This window comes from Vibrio sp. R78045 (assembly GCF_042466085.1).
Classification (GTDB): Bacteria; Pseudomonadota; Gammaproteobacteria; order Enterobacterales; family Vibrionaceae; genus Vibrio; species Vibrio cyclitrophicus.
On sequence record NZ_JAXHBS010000008.1, the window covers coordinates 597,720 to 614,143 of the forward strand.

15 protein-coding genes are annotated in these 16,424 nt (G+C 43.7%); 12 read left to right on the top strand and 3 right to left on the bottom strand.

All coding sequences use genetic code 11. The annotated features are described in order from the left end of the window. Nucleotides 1-8 precede the first annotated feature (8 nt). Both SJY39_RS05220 and truC read left to right on the top strand, forming a co-directional pair. Nucleotides 9-323 carry a YqcC family protein gene (locus tag SJY39_RS05220; protein WP_016784998.1) on the top strand — a complete coding sequence of 105 codons (315 nt, stop codon included), beginning with the start codon at nucleotides 9-11 and terminating at the stop codon, nucleotides 321-323. Further along, nucleotides 323-1,072 (top strand): tRNA pseudouridine(65) synthase TruC, encoded by a 750-nt coding sequence (gene truC, locus SJY39_RS05225; RefSeq protein WP_390241467.1) that lies wholly within the window; start codon nucleotides 323-325, stop codon nucleotides 1,070-1,072. The genes SJY39_RS05220 and truC overlap by 1 nt, the downstream gene beginning before the upstream one ends. Before the next feature lie 121 nt (nucleotides 1,073-1,193). Here truC and SJY39_RS05230 read toward each other — a convergent pair whose 3' ends face one another. The 3 genes from SJY39_RS05230 to map form a co-directional block, all read right to left on the bottom strand. Next, entirely contained in the window at nucleotides 1,194-1,577 is a 384-nt protein-coding gene (locus SJY39_RS05230; protein ID WP_010436477.1) for a DUF3461 family protein, read from the bottom strand. A 182-nt stretch (nucleotides 1,578-1,759) separates the two neighbouring features. Beyond that, nucleotides 1,760-4,381 carry a bifunctional uridylyltransferase/uridylyl-removing protein GlnD gene (gene glnD / locus SJY39_RS05235; RefSeq protein WP_010436479.1) on the bottom strand — a complete coding sequence of 874 codons (2,622 nt, stop codon included), beginning with the start codon at nucleotides 4,379-4,381 and terminating at the stop codon, nucleotides 1,760-1,762. 137 nt (nucleotides 4,382-4,518) lie between these two features. Next, entirely contained in the window at nucleotides 4,519-5,397 is an 879-nt protein-coding gene (gene map / locus SJY39_RS05240; RefSeq protein ID WP_010436481.1) for a type I methionyl aminopeptidase, read from the bottom strand. A 457-nt stretch (nucleotides 5,398-5,854) separates the two neighbouring features. Here map and rpsB point away from each other — a divergent pair, with 457 nt between their 5' ends. The 10 genes from rpsB (at nucleotide 5,855) to SJY39_RS05290 (ending at nucleotide 16,422) form a co-directional block, all read left to right on the top strand. Further along, entirely contained in the window at nucleotides 5,855-6,586 is a 732-nt protein-coding gene (gene rpsB / locus SJY39_RS05245; protein ID WP_009847420.1) for a 30S ribosomal protein S2, read from the top strand. A gap of 138 nt (nucleotides 6,587-6,724) precedes the next feature. Then, nucleotides 6,725-7,570: a translation elongation factor Ts gene (gene tsf, locus SJY39_RS05250; protein ID WP_010436487.1), complete on the top strand. Its 846-nt coding sequence runs from the start codon at nucleotides 6,725-6,727 to the stop codon at nucleotides 7,568-7,570. Nucleotides 7,571-7,728: 158 nt separating this feature from the next. Next, the gene (gene pyrH, locus SJY39_RS05255) at nucleotides 7,729-8,460 is read left to right on the top strand and encodes a UMP kinase (protein ID WP_009847418.1); all 732 of its coding nucleotides are present in this window, start codon (nucleotides 7,729-7,731) and stop codon (nucleotides 8,458-8,460) included. A 98-nt stretch (nucleotides 8,461-8,558) separates the two neighbouring features. Further along, the gene (frr, locus tag SJY39_RS05260; RefSeq protein WP_009847417.1) at nucleotides 8,559-9,116 is read left to right on the top strand and encodes a ribosome recycling factor; all 558 of its coding nucleotides are present in this window, start codon (nucleotides 8,559-8,561) and stop codon (nucleotides 9,114-9,116) included. Between the two features lie 98 nt (nucleotides 9,117-9,214). Continuing rightward, entirely contained in the window at nucleotides 9,215-9,967 is a 753-nt protein-coding gene (locus tag SJY39_RS05265) for an isoprenyl transferase (protein ID WP_010436491.1), read from the top strand. A 15-nt stretch (nucleotides 9,968-9,982) separates the two neighbouring features. Beyond that, a complete protein-coding gene (locus SJY39_RS05270) occupies nucleotides 9,983-10,825 on the top strand; it encodes a phosphatidate cytidylyltransferase (protein ID WP_016793815.1) in 843 nt (280 codons plus the stop codon). 51 nt (nucleotides 10,826-10,876) lie between these two features. Beyond that, entirely contained in the window at nucleotides 10,877-12,085 is a 1,209-nt protein-coding gene (ispC, locus tag SJY39_RS05275) for a 1-deoxy-D-xylulose-5-phosphate reductoisomerase (RefSeq protein ID WP_010436498.1), read from the top strand. Next, entirely contained in the window at nucleotides 12,082-13,440 is a 1,359-nt protein-coding gene (gene rseP / locus SJY39_RS05280) for a sigma E protease regulator RseP (protein ID WP_371959191.1), read from the top strand. The genes ispC and rseP overlap by 4 nt, the downstream gene beginning before the upstream one ends. 48 nt (nucleotides 13,441-13,488) lie before the next feature. Beyond that, a complete protein-coding gene (bamA, locus tag SJY39_RS05285; protein WP_010436504.1) occupies nucleotides 13,489-15,894 on the top strand; it encodes an outer membrane protein assembly factor BamA in 2,406 nt (801 codons plus the stop codon). 27 nt (nucleotides 15,895-15,921) lie between these two features. After that, nucleotides 15,922-16,422, top strand: coding sequence for an OmpH family outer membrane protein (locus SJY39_RS05290; RefSeq protein ID WP_016767578.1), 501 nt, complete (start codon nucleotides 15,922-15,924; stop codon nucleotides 16,420-16,422). The last annotated feature ends 2 nt before the right edge of the window (nucleotides 16,423-16,424 follow it).

Here is a 16,424-nt window from a genome sequence, read left to right on the forward strand (position 1 = left end):
GGTGAAAAATGACAGCTGCCACAAAGTTACCTCTTTTACTTCAACAATTAGAACAACAAATGCGCCAATGTTCTCTGTGGAGCACGTTTCCACCCTCGGATGAGGCGCTTGCGAGCATTGAACCTTTCGCGGTTGATTCGCTACAACCGGAAGAGTGGTTGCAGTGGATCTTTATCGTTAAGATCAACGCAATGATGGATGCCCAAATAAGTCTACCGAAAGGCTTTGCGATTCATCCTTATTTTAGTGAAGTGTGGAAAAATAAGGCAGACAAAGCTGAACTGCTAGTGACGATTCTGAGCATTGATGAGGTATGCGCGTAATGTTAGAGATCATTTATCAAGATGAGTATTTTGTCGCGGTGAATAAGCCTGCAGGTATGCTAGTACATCGCTCATGGTTGGATAAACACGAGACTCAATTTGTTATGCAAACACTGCGTGACCAAATTGGTCAGCATGTATTTCCTTTGCATCGTTTAGACCGACCTACATCCGGTGTTTTGGTGTTTGCATTGTCGAGTGAGGTTGCCTCTGAAGTCATGCCGATGTTCGCCAACCATGAGATGCAAAAGACTTATCATGCGATTGTGCGTGGCTGGATAGAAGAGGGCGATACGCTCGACTACGCACTCAAGGTCGAGTTGGATAAGATCGCAGACAAGTTCGTGAAAGAAGATAAAGAACCACAAGAGGCTATTACCGTTTACGAGCCGTTAGCGAAAGTTGAAGTGCCGTATTCAACAGGCCGCTTCCCAACCAGTCGTTATCGCTTGGTTGAGATGATGCCAAAGACAGGTCGCAAGCATCAGTTGCGTCGTCATATGGCTCACCTAAGACACCCAATCGTGGGTGATACTTCGCATGGTGATGGTAAGCATAACCGTCTGTTTCGTGATGATTTAGACTCTCACCGTTTGTTACTGCATGCTTCTGAACTACGCTTCATCCACCCTTTTACAAAGAAGGAGTTAGTGATGAAGGCTAACCTAGATGAAACGTGGTTAAGGTTGTTTGAAACTTTTGAGTGGGATACCAACTTAGTGAATGCTGAAGCATGTTCGCCTAAGTAAAAGTACACGCGTCCAAGTAAACGTAGAAAGCATAAAACAAAGGGCTGATAGTAATATCAGCCCTTTCTAATATCTGTGTAATTGGAATCGACTTACTAGAATCTAGTTGCTAATAGCGGGATCATTTTAACTTTGCTAGATCAGCTTCGATCTCTGAGATCTTACTCGATACTACTTTCTCTAAGTGACGTAAATCAGTGAGGATCTTCTGCTTCACATCGACCTCAGTGGTTGGCGTAGGTTTGGTGATCTTGTTTAGCTCATCAATCACAAGGGTGAGGTTGCGGTTTATCTCCGTCACTTCTTTGTATTGATTGTTGCCACCACTAACAAGCACACTTTTGACCTGTCGTGGGTATTTAAACTTAACGCTTTTCGCGAACAATTCGCCTTTCTGCTTACAAAAGTAAATCTTTAGAATATCTTTGTGGGCTTCTTGGCGAAGGGAATAACGTTCAATCTGTTTAGGTTCGTGGATACCTAAGCCAGTGAGGTTTGGATACATAAGCGACCTCTAGTTTATGAATGTAATACTTTTATGAAATTGACCTAATCAATGTAGCAGCCTAATCACGCGCTAGATAGTTGATATCTGGGAATTGATTGTAAGTTGTGGGCAAGATCGCTCTCTATCTTTACCCACATTAATTTGGCTATTAAGCCTACTCTTGGCATTGAATTAGCTTTCTAAGGTGCGAGTTCCGAAACATGCTCGGTTAATCTTTCTCTTAACGCTTGTTCCTGTTCCTCTGAAAGCCTTCCTCCAGCGTCACTGGTCAGAATAAATAAATCTTCCGCTCGTTCGCCGATAGTCGTGATTTTTGCGCCATGTAAATTGATGTCTAACTCAGCAAAGGTCGCACCTACTTCAGCCAATAACCCAGGGGTATCCAGTGCTCTGAGTTCCATCAAAGTGTGTTTTTTGCTCTTTGTTGGTAGGAATTCGACTAAAGTCTTGACTTTGAAATGCTGTAAATTTCGAGGTGTACGACGTGTTTTGATCTTAGTTGGGCGACCATCAGCGAGGACATGAACCAAATGTTTGGCAACGGCTTTGTGTCTTGCCTCATCAATAGCTTTGCCATGTTGGTCTAGAACGATAAAGGTGTCTAAAACATGGCCATCTTTGCTGACCATAACTTGTGCGTCGTGGACGTTAAAGTTACGTCGATCGAGTTCAGCAACGACGGTCGCAAACAGTGCAGCCTGGTCTTTGCAGTAGACAAACACTTCAGTACCACCACGAGTGGCTTTTTTGCTTATCAATACCAAGGGTTGGCTTGGATCTTCCAAGCGAAGTAAGTGCTCACAATGCCAAGCGATTTGCTTGTGGGTATGACGCAAGAAGTAGTCGGCCTTGAAACGTTGCCAAAGCACTTCGATTTCGCGAGCGGTGAAGCCTTCTTTACGTAACAGGGCGGAGGCCATTTGTTGGTTGTGGCGAATACGGTCTCTGACATCAACCGGATTTTCTAAACCACGGCGCAGTGCTCTTTGTGTTGAATGGAATAATTCCGCTAGTAGGGTACGTTTCCAACTGTTCCAGAGCTCAGGGTTAGTGGCGCAGATATCGGCGACGGTTAGACAAACCAAAAGCTCAAGTGATTCTTCATCACGTACTTTTTTGGCAAATTCGGCGATAACATCGGGATCGTGGATATCACGGCGTTGTGCAGTGACAGACATCAACAGGTGGTTTTGTACCAACCACGACACTTGCTTAGCCTCGGGTTTAGATAGCCCATGTTCAATACAGAAAGAGTAAGCTTCTACTGCCCCAATTTCTGAGTGGTCTCCACCGCGGCCTTTACCTATGTCATGGAAGATAGCCGCCAGAATCAGTAGTTCTTTCTTCTGAACTCGTGGGTACACTTCACAACAAATAGGGTGCTTGTCGTGGTTTTCTATCTGGCTGAAACGGTTAATGTGCTTGAGCAGACGAATACTGTGCTCATCAACGGTGTAAGCATGGAATAGGTCAAATTGCATCTGACCAACAATTTGGCTCCACTGTGGTAAGTATGCCGATAAGACGCCTAGCTTGTGCATCAAGCTAAAGGCTTTATGCAGAGCATTTGGGTGGCGAACCAATGCCATGAACTTGTCACGAGCTTCAGGGATGGTATGTAAGAATCGGTTCAGTCGACGGCGCGCTGTGCGCAGTTGTCGCAGTGTTGGTGGGCTTACTCCTTCGATGGAAGAGTCATTGGCAATATGGATAAACATATCGAGAATCGTTTCTGGTCGTGCTTGGAACAGTGCAGGCTTACGCGCCTCTATCAGTGAACCTCGACGCTGGAAATCGTCATCAAGAATTTCAGCTTCTTGGGTCTCACCGCCATTGATGATCGCTTGATCGAACAGTTTAAGTAGCATCTTATTGAGCTCTGCTACACGACGAAGTGTTCGGTAGAACTCTTTCATCATCATCTCGACGCCACGGTTTCCTTCACCAGTATAACCTAGATGCTCAGCGACTTGAGCTTGATGTGCGAACGTTAAACGGTTGTCGTAACGGCGCAGTTCAATATGCAATGCAAAGCGAACACGCCATAAAAAATCTTGGCACTCAACGAGCTCGCGATATTCAGCATCGGTAAGAAAGCCGTATTTACTCATTTCTAGTAACGATGTCGCACCAAAATGTCGACGAGCTACCCAACTCAGTGTGTGAATATCTCTTAAGCCGCCTGGAGTTGATTTGATATCTGGCTCTAGATTGTAAGTGGTGTCGTGGTAGCGAGCATGACGCTCTCTTTGTTCTTGAATTTTAGCTTTGTAAAAAGTCTCACTAGGCCAAAATGAATCGGAATGAATCTTTAGTTTCAGCTCTTGGAAGGTGTCTTCGCTGCCACAAAGTAAGCGTGACTCTTGTAGGTTAGTCGCGACGGTTAAATCATCGGTGCCGATATCAAGACACTCAGCAATAGTTCGCACAGCATGGCCAACTTCGAGCTTTAAATCCCAAAGTAGAGTAATGAATTGACTGACCTTTTCACCAAGAGCTGGTGGAAGCGTTTTTTGCGAGACAATGAGAATATCAATGTCCGATAACGGGTGAAGTTCACCTCGACCATATCCACCCACTGCGACAAGGGAAATATGTGGCAGTTTATTAAAGCCTAAATGTTCCCATAATCGACTGAGAAGCAAATCCATGTATTTGGATCGCAATAGTACTAAATCAGTAACTGGATGATGATTTAGAAATTCATTTTTTTGATACTGCGTGAAGATTTCGAGCTGATTTTTTAATTCGCAGATTTCAATTTGTTCATCATTGAACGTAAGAGGGCATTGATAAGGCATAGTTTGCTATCCGTGCAAGCAAATGAGAATAGTAAACAATTTACCAGAAGCTGGTGGAAAATCGAAATTGAGCGGAAAAAAATATCCTCGACAATGCGAGGATATTTTTAAAAGGCCGATGCGTTCAGTTTAATGAACTAAGCGTTCTTCATGATACGTGGAATAGTATCATCGCTGCGCAGGGTTAGTACTTCACAACCTGTATCAGTCACAACCAATGTGTGTTCCCACTGTGCCGAGTTCTTGCTGTCAGCGGTGTACACTGTCCAGCTATCTTCGTCATCGAGACGACAGCCGAATTTACCAGCGTTGATCATTGGTTCGATAGTGAAACACATGCCAGCTTTTAGCACAGTGCGGTCGTTGTTTTTGTAGTGAACCACTTGTGGATCTTCGTGGAACTCAGAACCGATGCCGTGGCCACAGTAATCTTTAACAATAGAGAACTTAGCACGTGGGTTGTTCTTGTTGTTTGTCTTGATGTACTTCTCGATAGCAGTACCGATTTGGCCAAGCTGAACACCAGGCTTAACTTGACGCATACCTTCGTAAAGTGCTTCTTGAGCAACCATACATAGACGCTTGTTTGCCGGTGAAACCTCACCAACAAGGAACATCTTAGATGTGTCACCGTGGTAACCTTGTGGACGAACGCTTAGATCTGCATTTTCATCATCAGGAACAATCACAGTGATATCAACGTTTAGAATATCGCCATCTTTCAATACTGCAGGTTTGAATTGACCTGTGCTACCTGTCTCATCTTGTGATGCTGGAATGCCGTGACACACGATGTGGTTGATAGACGTACAGATTGACTTAGGGAAACCGTGGTAATCAAGTGGTGCTGAGTATGCGCCTCTTTCTAGAGCGTACTCGTGACAGATTTTGTTCAGTTCTTCTGTCGTTGTACCTACTTGGATGTGAGGTTCAATCATCTCTAGAATTTCAGCGGCCAGTTTGCCGGCAACGCGCATTTTTTCGATTTCTTCAGCAGTTTTAATTTTTACAGCCATTGCATATCTCTTAATTTGGTAGCACCTAAGTGTGCATATTGGGGCTATTCTATCAGTGCAGCATTTTAGCGCAACATTACCATGTCCGTACAATGTTGGTGGATACTGCTCAATCTGAGTGGATAATGTTCGGTTTAATGGTGCAGCGTGATTTGAATAGGACACTATTTTACAGAGGAAATTCGCCGCCACGGTTCAGTATAGCAGTCGCCATTTTTAGAATTTTTTCTAGCCATAGATAGACAAAATATGGTATAAAGCGCGCCGGACATCAGGACTGTTTTCTCCACTTGGCGAAACAAGCTTTGTGTCCACTAACTTATTTCTTTAAATCACACACATTCCGACACATGTTCCGGGGTGCTTCAACAACATAGATAACGGCTGAAAAGTGGTTAGTTGTTAGGGGTCGGATTCATGGGGGATGTGGAGGCCTAACCCCATAGAGGATTTTAAAATGGCAACTGTATCAATGCGCGATATGCTTAAAGCTGGTGTTCACTTCGGTCACCAAACTCGTTACTGGAACCCAAAAATGAAGCCATTCATCTTTGGTGCTCGTAACAAAGTACATATCATCAACCTAGAAAAAACTGTACCAATGTTCAACGACGCTCTAGCTGAAATTGCTAAAGTTGGCGAGAAGAAAGGTAAAGTTCTTTTTGTTGGTACTAAGCGCGCTGCATCTGAAGCTGTTAAAGAAGCTGCTATCAACAGCAACCAGTTCTACGTTAACAACCGCTGGTTAGGCGGTATGCTAACGAACTACAAAACTGTTCGTCAGTCTATCAAGCGTCTGAAAGAACTTGAAGCGCAAGCTCAAGACGGTACTTTCGACAAGCTTACTAAGAAAGAAGCTCTAATGCGTACTCGTGAAATGGAGAAGCTAGAGAAATCTCTTGGTGGTATTAAGAACATGGGCGGCCTTCCAGACGCTCTATTCGTAATCGATGCTGATCACGAACACATCGCAGTTAAAGAAGCAAACAACCTAGGTATCCCAGTTTACGCTGTAGTTGATACTAACTCTAACCCAGACGGCGTTGACTTCGTTATCCCAGGTAACGATGATGCAATCCGTGCAGTACAGCTTTACCTAAACGCTGCTGCAGACGCGGTTAAAGAAGGTCGTAACAAAGATGTTGCTGCTGTAGCTGCTGAAAAAGACGGTTTTGTAGAAGCTGAATAATAGCGGCTCTGAGCCATATTTAGTTCATATTAAGCGGTCATAATCGGTGGCTTAACGGACTGAATACAGTCAATATCAGGGGCCAATTAATTAGGCCCCTGTTTTTTATCTTTTTTAGAATTTACTGAGGAATAGAGAATGGCAACTGTAACTGCAGCTCTAGTTAAAGAACTTCGTGAACGCACAGCTGCGGGCATGATGGAATGTAAAAAAGCACTTGTTGCTGCTGAAGGCGACATCGAGCTAGCAATTGAAAACATGCGTAAATCTGGCGCAGCGAAAGCAGCTAAAAAAGCTGGTAACGTTGCTGCTGAAGGCGCAATCATCATCAAAGAAGCAAACGGCGCAGCTGCTCTTCTTGAAGTTAACTGCCAAACTGATTTCGTAGCTAAAGATGCAGGTTTCCTTGCATTCGCTAACGAAGTTGCTGAAGTTGCTCTAGCAGAACGTCTAGAAATCGCTGCTCTTCAAGCTAAATTTGAAGAAGCGCGTATTGCACTAGTAACTAAGATCGGTGAAAACATCAACATCCGTCGCGTACAATTCGTTGAAGGTGTTGCACTAGCTTCTTACCGTCACGGCGAGAAAATCGGTGTTGTTGTTGCTGGTGAAGGCGAAGCTGAAACGCTTAAGCACGTTGCAATGCACGTTGCTGCATCACGTCCTGAGTTCCTAAACCCAGAAGACGTACCTGCAGACGTAGTTGAGAAAGAAAAAGCAGTTCAAGTTGAAATCGCTATGAACGAAGGCAAACCAGCTGAAATCGCAGAGAAAATGGTTGTTGGCCGTATGAAGAAATTCACGGGCGAAATCTCTCTAACTGGTCAAGCTTTCATCATGGAGCCTAAGCAAACTGTTGGCGCTATCCTGAAAGAGAAAGGCGCTTCAGTATCTGACTTCGTACGTCTAGAAGTTGGTGAAGGCATCGAGAAAGCGGCTGAAATGAGCTTCGCTGACGAAGTTGCTGCGGTACAAAAAGGTTAATCCTTAGCGTATTGTTTGAAAAAGACCGTGGCAAATGCTGCGGTCTTTTTATGAATAATGAACAATTTTTTTGCTTTGTTAGCTGTTATGAATACGAACTGAGCTAATCAGTTTTTATCCATGACTGTTAATCATCAACTCTTTGGAAGGTAAACTCCATGACTACGAACCCTAAACCGGCGTATCAACGTATTCTGTTAAAACTTAGCGGTGAAGCACTACAAGGCGAAGAAGGTTTTGGTATTGACCCTACGATCCTTGATCGTATGGCTCAAGAAGTAAAAGAATTGGTTGAACTAGGTGTTCAAGTAGGTGTTGTTATCGGTGGCGGTAACCTTTTCCGTGGTGCAGGCCTTGCTGAAGCAGGCATGAACCGCGTTGTTGGTGACCACATGGGTATGCTTGCAACGGTAATGAACGGCCTTGCAATGCGTGACGCTCTGCACCGTGCTTATGTAAATGCGCGTGTAATGTCAGCTATCCCGCTTAAAGGTGTGTGTGACGACTACAACTGGGCAGATGCAATCAGCCAACTACGTCAAGGTCGCGTTGTGATCTTCTCTGCAGGTACTGGTAACCCATTCTTCACTACTGACTCAGCTGCATGTCTACGTGGTATCGAAATCGAAGCTGACGTAGTTCTAAAAGCGACAAAAGTAGATGGTGTATTTACTGCTGACCCAGTAGCAAACCCAGACGCAGAGCTGTATGATACTTTGTCTTACAACACGATTCTTGAGAAAGAATTGAAAGTAATGGACTTGGCTGCATTTACGCTAGCACGTGATCACAAAATGCCAATCCGTGTATTTAACATGAATAAGCCAGGCGCACTACGTCGCGTGGTTATGGGTGAAACTGAAGGTACGTTAATCAGCGACGCTGACTAATTTTTCGGGCTTACTGAAGCCTTGTGCTTTGGTAAGCTTATCCTTATCACTCCAAATAAAAAGCTTTCTTGAAGAAAGAACATAATCAAGGTGAAATTGTGATTAACGAAATCAAAAAAGACGCTCAAGAGCGCATGGTAAAAAGTGTTGATGCACTAAAGAACAGCCTACAAAAAATTCGTACAGGCCGTGCTCACCCGAGCCTACTTTCTGGCCTTACCGTTGAGTACTACGGTGCGCCAACACCTTTGACTCAAGTAGCTAACGTTATTGCTGAAGACGCACGTACACTAGCAATTACAGTGTTTGATAAAACACTGACTCCTCTCGTTGAAAAAGCAATCATGACTTCTGACCTAGGCCTAAACCCTATGTCTGCAGGTACGGTTATCCGTGTACCACTTCCACCGCTAACGGAAGAGCGTCGTAAAGATCTAGTTAAAATTGTTCGTGGCGAAGCTGAAGGTGGCCGTGTTGCTATCCGTAACATCCGTCGCGACGCGAATGGCGATCTAAAAGCGCTTCTTAAAGATAAAGAAATCTCTGAAGACGAAGATCGTAAAGCACAAGACGAAATTCAAAAGCTAACTGACGCTGCGGTTAAGAACGTAGACGAAGTTTTAGCAGTTAAAGAAAAAGAGTTGATGGAAGTTTAATTTTCCATATTCTTTTCTTTCCGGAAAAACGCTGTACTCACGGTTCAGCGTTTTTTTATGCTACTCTGTTCGACTATTAGAATTTGATTCACTCTTTTATGCATAATTCTCAAGCGTTCACAGACTCTCTTCCTAAACACATTGCTATCATTATGGATGGTAATGGTCGCTGGGCAAAAGCTAAGGGCAAGCCTCGCGTTTTTGGTCATAAAAACGGTGTTAAAGCCGTTCGCAAAACCATCTCTTCTGCAGCCAGACTTGGCATTAAAGCCGTTACACTTTTTGCGTTTAGTAGCGAGAACTGGCGTCGTCCTGAAGAAGAAGTCGGTATCTTGATGGAACTGTTTATTTCAGTCCTTTCGAGTGAAGTAAAAAAACTTCATAAAAACAATCTACAGCTTCGTGTTATTGGTGACAAAAGTCGTTTCAATGATCGACTCCAAAAGAAGATCGAAGAAGCGGAAGCTTTGACTCGCACCAATACTGGCATGGTTATTAATATTGCGGCCAACTACGGTGGCAAGTGGGATATCCAGCAAGCAATGACTTCTATTGCTCAACAGGTAAAGTCTGGTGATATTAATGTAGAAGACATTGATGAAGCTATGATTACACAACACCTGACTATGGCCGATATTCCGGAAGTTGACCTATTAATTCGTACTAGTGGCGAGTGTCGCATTAGTAACTTTATGCTTTGGCAATTGGCTTACGCTGAAATGTATTTCACTGAACAATTCTGGCCAGACTTTAATGAAGACAGCTTAGTAGAAGCTGTGACTTGGTTTGTAAACCGTGAGCGTCGTTTCGGATGCACCGGTGAACAGATCAAAGCTCTGATGGACAGTTAATAAGGATTTTTTGGTTTGAAACAACGAATTATTACGGCGTTGATTTTAGCTCCCCTAGTTATTCTAGGTATTTTCGAGTTGTCACTTCCTACGTTTATTTTTTCATTAGCGGTCATCTCGCTCTTGGGATTTTGGGAGTGGACTCAGTTTGTTGAAAGCAAGTCGCGTTATTTAGCCTTGATTCCAACGGTTGTGGTCAGTGCGGTAAGTTTTGCTTTTATCCCTTTTGATGCATTTAGCCTTAATGACTTATCTAGCGCCCATTACGCAATATTAACTATTGGTTCTATTTGGTGGGTAATCGCAAGTGGTATGGCAGTGACTTATCCTAAGTCGATGCCAGCATGGAAAGACTCTTCTTTCCTTCGTCATGCTTTTGGTGTATTGACTTTACTGCCATTCTTCTGGAGTGTGGTTATCCTGCGCGCTAACGGCATCGATGTTGACCCTTACCACGGTGCAAAATTGGTAATGTTTGTTTGTTTGCTTGTTTGGGCAGCAGACAGCGGGGCTTATTTTTCAGGAAAGAGTTTTGGTAAGCGAAAAATGGCACCTGCGGTAAGTCCGAATAAGACGATTGAAGGTCTTATTGGTGGCATTATTACTGCGGTGATCGTGGCTTGGATCTTTGCTGATTTGTTTGATATCCAATTCACCAGCCCTCTTCACATGATTATTATTACCCTAGTGACCGTTGTTATCTCTGTTCTTGGTGACCTTGTAGAAAGCATGTTTAAGCGTGTTTCCGGAGTGAAAGACAGTAGTAATCTGATTCCTGGTCATGGTGGTATACTTGATAGAATAGATAGCTTAACGGCTGCATTCCCTGTCTTTGCTCTGCTTTATTTAGCATTCTAATAAAAAAGGGCAGTGTTTCTGCCCTTTATTACATTTCTACGGTCATATGTGATGCGAAATCTAACTATCCTTGGCGCTACCGGCTCAATTGGTGCAAGTACACTAAAAGTCGTTGAGCAAAATCCAGAACTTTATTCGGTCGTTGCACTGGCTGCAGGCTCGAACGTTGAAAAGATGCTGGCGTTAGTTGAAAAGTGGCAACCAAGCTATGTTGCTATGGCTTGTCCTGATGCTGCATCTCAGCTGACAGGCATGTTGTCCGAAAATTACCCTAACGTTACAGTACTTTCAGGTCCGGAAGGTATGTGTCAGGTCGCTTCTTTAGAGGAAGTCGACACAGTTATGGCTGCTATTGTCGGTGCGGCAGGTTTGCTTCCTACGATGTCTGCGGTTAAAGCCGGTAAGCGTATCCTACTTGCCAACAAAGAAGCTTTGGTGATGTCAGGTCAGCTGTTTATCGACGCTGTAGAAAAGTACGGGGCCGAGCTACTTCCTGTAGATAGTGAACATAATGCTATTTTTCAATGCCTACCACAAAACGTACAAACCAATCTAGGTCGTTGTAACCTAGAAGAGAACGGTATCAATCATATTCTTTTGACCGGCTCTGGTGGCCCTTTCCGCTATACCGATGTCGCAGAACTCGAATCAGTGACTCCTGAACGAGCTATTGCGCACCCTAACTGGTCTATGGGGCCTAAGATCTCTGTTGATTCAGCAACTATGATGAATAAGGGCCTAGAGTACATTGAAGCGAAATGGCTATTCAATGCTTCTCAAGAACAACTCAAAGTTATTATTCACCCTCAGTCTGTTATTCATTCTATGGTTCAGTACAAAGATGGTTCAGTATTGGCTCAAATGGGCGAACCCGATATGGCGACGCCGATCGCTCTAACCATGTCTTATCCTGAACGTACTGAAGCCGGTGTTAAGCCGTTGGACTTTACTAAGGTTGGTGAGCTGACATTCTTAGAGCCTGATTTAACTCGTTACCCTTGCTTAAGATTAGCGATTGAAGCTTGCTACTTAGGTCAGCATGCAACAACTGCAATTAATGCGGCAAACGAAATTGCAGTTGATGCTTTCTTGAATAATCAGGTGAAGTTTACCGATATTGCTATCATTAACGAGCATGTTATGAGCAAAGTATGTGAACAACATAACTCTGAGGGCTTAGATAGCTTGGAAAGCCTTCTCGAGCTCGATAATATGTCTCGTCTAATAGCCATTCAATTTATTAAAGAGCAGCTTACATGAGTGGAATTCTGTGGAACTTCGCATCTTTTATTGTAGCGCTTGGCATTCTGGTCGCTGTTCATGAGTTTGGACACTTCTGGGTTGCTCGTCGCTGTGGTGTGAAAGTTGAAAAATTCTCGATTGGTTTTGGTAAATCAATCTGGAGCAAAGTTGGCCGTGATGGCACAGAGTACAGCTTGTCAGCTATTCCATTGGGCGGCTACGTTAAGATGCTTGATGGTCGTGTTGATGACCTTTCTGAAGATGAACAACAATACGCTTTTGATAAGAAGCCATTGTGGAAAAGAACTGCGATAGTCGGTGCCGGTCCTGCATTTAATTTTATCTTTGCTGTGTTTGCGTACTGGTTGGTATTTTTGATTGGTGTGCCTGCGGTTAAACCCGTAATCGGCGAAGTCGCCCCGCAATCTATTGCCGCACAAGCCGGAATTGAAAGTGGAATGGAACTTAAATCAGTTTCAGGAATCAAAACCGCAGATTGGGAATCTGTTAATATGGGTTTGATATCACACATTGGTGATCAATCCATGACTGTAACTGTCGCTTCTCAAGATGATATCGGCTTCGAACAACAGATGACATTGGATATCTCAGACTGGTCGTTTAACCCAGAAACTGAATCTGCAATGACAACGCTTGGTTTTAGACCGTATTCGCCAGAAATATCGACAACGCTTGCTCAAGTGATTGACGACGGTGCGGCATACTCGGCAGGGTTAGAAGCCGGTGATAAAATTGTTGAGATTGATGGGCAGCCCATTGAACAGTGGCAGTCGGTAGTCGAGTTAGTTCGTGCAAACCCGATGACGTCATTAGACCTTGTTGTGTTGAGAAATGGTGCTGAGCAGTCATTGGTTATGACGCCAAAAAGCCGGGAGCTTTCTGATGGTTCTGTAATTGGCTATGCGGGTATTGCTCCAGAAGTCGCAGAATGGCCAGAAGATTATCGCTTTGAGTTACAATTTGGTGTAATTGATTCTGTAGGAAAAGCATTTGATAAAACAGGTCAAATTATTGGTTTGACGCTGACAATGCTTAAAAAGCTTATCGTTGGTGATGTTGGCTTAAACAACTTGAGTGGTCCTATTTCAATTGCCAAAGGTGCAGGGACAACCGCCGATTATGGTTTGGTTTATTTCCTAGGCTTTTTGGCTTTGATTAGTGTGAACTTAGGTATTATTAATTTGGTTCCGCTGCCTATGCTTGATGGCGGACATTTGCTCTTTTTCGCTATTGAAGCCGTTACTCGTAAACCGGTCCCTGAAAAAGTTCAGGAGATGGGGTACAGAGTGGGAGGGGCAATCCTCTTCTCTTTGATGGCTCTGGCAATATTTAACGATTTTACTCGCCTGTAAATGGTTTCTTACAGGCATTGGTAGTAGCAAGGAATAATTAGAATAAGTATGGCGATTAAGCAAATTCTGTTCGCAAGTCTATTGGCCACTAGTGTGGCTGCGAACGGAGCACAAAACTTTGTGGTTCAAGATATCAAGATCGAAGGTTTACAGCGTGTTGCACTTGGTGCAGCTCTACTGAAAATGCCAGTACGTATTGGTGATGAAGTAGATGAAGGCGATGTATCTGAGATCATTCGCGCATTATATGCTTCAGGTAACTTTGAGGACGTTAAAGTACTTCGTGATGAAGGTGTTTTAGTTGTTCAAGTTAAAGAGCGGCCAACCATTGCAAGTATCTCGTTTTCAGGAAATAAAGCGATCAAAGAAGAGCAGCTTCAACAGAACCTAGATGCGTCTGGTGTTCGTGAAGGTGAAGCGCTTGACCGTACAACACTGAGTAACATTGAGAAAGGCCTCGAAGACTTTTATTACAGTGTTGGTAAATACAACGCAACCGTAAAAGCAGTTGTTACGCCTTTGCCGCGTAACCGTTCTGACCTTAAATTTGTGTTTACTGAAGGCGTGTCCGCTAAAATTCAGCAAATCAACTTTATTGGTAATGAAGTGTTCTCTGATGCTGACTTGCTCAGTCGTTTCAACTTGAATGTCGATGTTGCATGGTGGAACTTTCTTGCGGATGAAAAATACCAAAAGCAAGTATTGGCTGGCGATATTGAAGCTCTGAAATCTTACTATCTTGACCGTGGTTACCTTAAATTCAAGGTCGATTCTACTCAGGTAGCGATCTCACCAGACAAAAAAGGCGTTTATATCACGCTCGGTATTGATGAAGGTGAGGCCTATATCGTTAAAGATGTCGCTTTCCGTGGTGAGTTGATCGGTCGTGAAGCAGATTTCGACGCATTAGTCCCATTTGAAGATGGCGATGTTTATAACGGTTCTTCGGTGACTTCACTTGAAGAAAACGTTAAACGAATTCTTGGTGAATCAGGCTATGCCTATCCACAAGTTCGCACTATTCCAGAATTTGATGATGAAACGAAAGAAGTTTCGTTAGTGATCAATGTAGAAGCGGGTAGTCGTATCTACGTTCGTGATATTCGTTTTACGGGTAACAACTCAACCAAAGATGAAGTGTTACGTCGTGAGATGCGTCAAATGGAAGGAAGCTGGCTTAACTCTAAGTCAATTGATACCGGTAAGAGCCGCCTGAACCGTTTAGGTTACTTTGAAACTGTGGATGTACAAACCGTACGTGTCCCAGGTAGTGACGACCAAGTTGATTTGGTTTACAACGTTAAAGAAGCTAACTCAGGCAGCATCAACTTTGGTGTTGGTTACGGTACTGAGTCAGGCGTGAGTTTCCAAGTTGGTTTGCAACAAGATAACTTTGCGGGTTCAGGTAACCGTGTTGGCGTTAGTGCCATGATGAACGATTACCAGAAGAACGTGAGCTTAGACTACCGTGACCCATACTGGAACCTTGATGGTGTGAGTTTAGGCGGTAAGATCTTCTACAACGAGTTCGAAGCATCTGAAGCGGGTATCGTCGACTATACCAACCAAAGTTATGGTACCAGCCTAACATGGGGCTTCCCTGTCGATGAGCTGAATCGTATCGAGTTTGGTATCGGCTATACACACAACAAGATCGGTAACGTTCCGACCTATATTCAAGTTGAACAGTTTGCGAGAAGTATTGACCAATATGGTGACGAACACATCTTGACCGATGATTTCGACATCAATATTTCTTGGACACGTAATAACTTGAACCGTGGTTTTTTCCCAACCGAGGGTAACCACCAACGTGCTTTCGCTAAAATGACGGTACCAGGGTCTGATGCTCAGTACTTCAAAGCGCAGTATGATGTAAAACATTACATCCCGCTGACCAAAAAGCATGAGTTCACACTATTGATGCGTGGCCGATTAGGCTATGGTAATGGTTATGGTCAGACGGATGGTAACGATAACTTGTTCCCATTCTACGAGAACTATTATGCAGGTGGTTTCACTACGCTACGTGGTTTTGGTTCTAACTCGGCAGGTCCGAAAGCCGTTTACGGAAGCAGTACGGGTAACAACCCAACTTACGACACAGCTACGGATGATTCAGTAGGTGGTAATGCGGTTGCTTTGGCTAGTTTAGAGCTAATCGTACCAACGCCGTTTGCTTCTGATGAAGCGCGTAGTCAAATTCGCACCAGTGTTTTCTTCGACATGGCAAGTGTATGGGATACAGAATTCGTAGACCGAGGCGCACCTAACAGTGGCAGTCAGTATTACTACGATTACTCTGATCCAAGTAATTATCGCTCATCTTATGGTGCCGCTCTTCAATGGATGTCACCAATGGGCCCACTGGTTTTCTCTCTAGCGAAACCAATTAAAGTTTACGAAGGTGATGATGAAGAGTTCTTCACATTCACCATCGGTAGAACCTTCTAATATTTAAAGGACAATATTTTGAAAAATATGATTAAAGCAGCAGGTTTAGGCCTTGTAGTTCTTAGCTCTTCTTTCTTTGCAACAGCGGCTGAAGCTGCGCAAAAAGTGGGTTATGTAAACACTGCACAAGTATTCCAGGCTCTACCTCAGCGTGAAGTTGTTCTTCAAAAAATGCAGGAAGAGTTCAAAGACAAAGCGGCTGAACTACAAAGTATTCAAGCACAAGCTAAGACTAAGATCGAAAAGCTTAAGCGTGATGGCGAACTGTTAGGTCCTGACGAAGTTGAGAAGCTACGTATCGAAGTAGGTCAACTAGACAGTAAGTACAAAATCAAAGCTCAAGCACTAGAAAAAGCAAGCCAACGTCGTGAAGCGCAAGAGAAGCAGAAGCTTTTCAAAGTGATTCAAGATGCTGTAACTAAAGTTGCAGAGAAAGAAGGCTACGACATGATTGTTGATATTCAAGCTCTGCAGTATGGTAAGCCAGAATACAACATCTCTGAGAAAGTAATTAAAGCACTGAAATAAGT

Bases quoted from the DNA above. Each gene is read 5' to 3' on its own strand.
- rseP (WP_371959191.1), top strand. From the start codon at position 12,082: ATGAGTGGAATTCTGTGGAACTTCGCATCTTTTATTGTAGCGCTTGGC.
- map (WP_010436481.1), bottom strand. From the start codon at position 5,397: ATGGCTGTAAAAATTAAAACTGCTGAAGAAATCGAAAAAATGCGCGTT.
- SJY39_RS05230 (WP_010436477.1), bottom strand. From the start codon at position 1,577: ATGTATCCAAACCTCACTGGCTTAGGTATCCACGAACCTAAACAGATT.
- pyrH (WP_009847418.1), top strand. From the start codon at position 7,729: ATGACTACGAACCCTAAACCGGCGTATCAACGTATTCTGTTAAAACTT.
- SJY39_RS05290 (WP_016767578.1), top strand. From the start codon at position 15,922: ATGATTAAAGCAGCAGGTTTAGGCCTTGTAGTTCTTAGCTCTTCTTTC.
- ispC (WP_010436498.1), top strand. From the start codon at position 10,877: ATGCGAAATCTAACTATCCTTGGCGCTACCGGCTCAATTGGTGCAAGT.
- truC (WP_390241467.1), top strand. From the start codon at position 323: ATGTTAGAGATCATTTATCAAGATGAGTATTTTGTCGCGGTGAATAAG.
- SJY39_RS05265 (WP_010436491.1), top strand. From the start codon at position 9,215: ATGCATAATTCTCAAGCGTTCACAGACTCTCTTCCTAAACACATTGCT.
- bamA (WP_010436504.1), top strand. From the start codon at position 13,489: ATGGCGATTAAGCAAATTCTGTTCGCAAGTCTATTGGCCACTAGTGTG.
- SJY39_RS05220 (WP_016784998.1), top strand. From the start codon at position 9: ATGACAGCTGCCACAAAGTTACCTCTTTTACTTCAACAATTAGAACAA.
- rpsB (WP_009847420.1), top strand. From the start codon at position 5,855: ATGGCAACTGTATCAATGCGCGATATGCTTAAAGCTGGTGTTCACTTC.
- glnD (WP_010436479.1), bottom strand. From the start codon at position 4,381: ATGCCTTATCAATGCCCTCTTACGTTCAATGATGAACAAATTGAAATC.
- tsf (WP_010436487.1), top strand. From the start codon at position 6,725: ATGGCAACTGTAACTGCAGCTCTAGTTAAAGAACTTCGTGAACGCACA.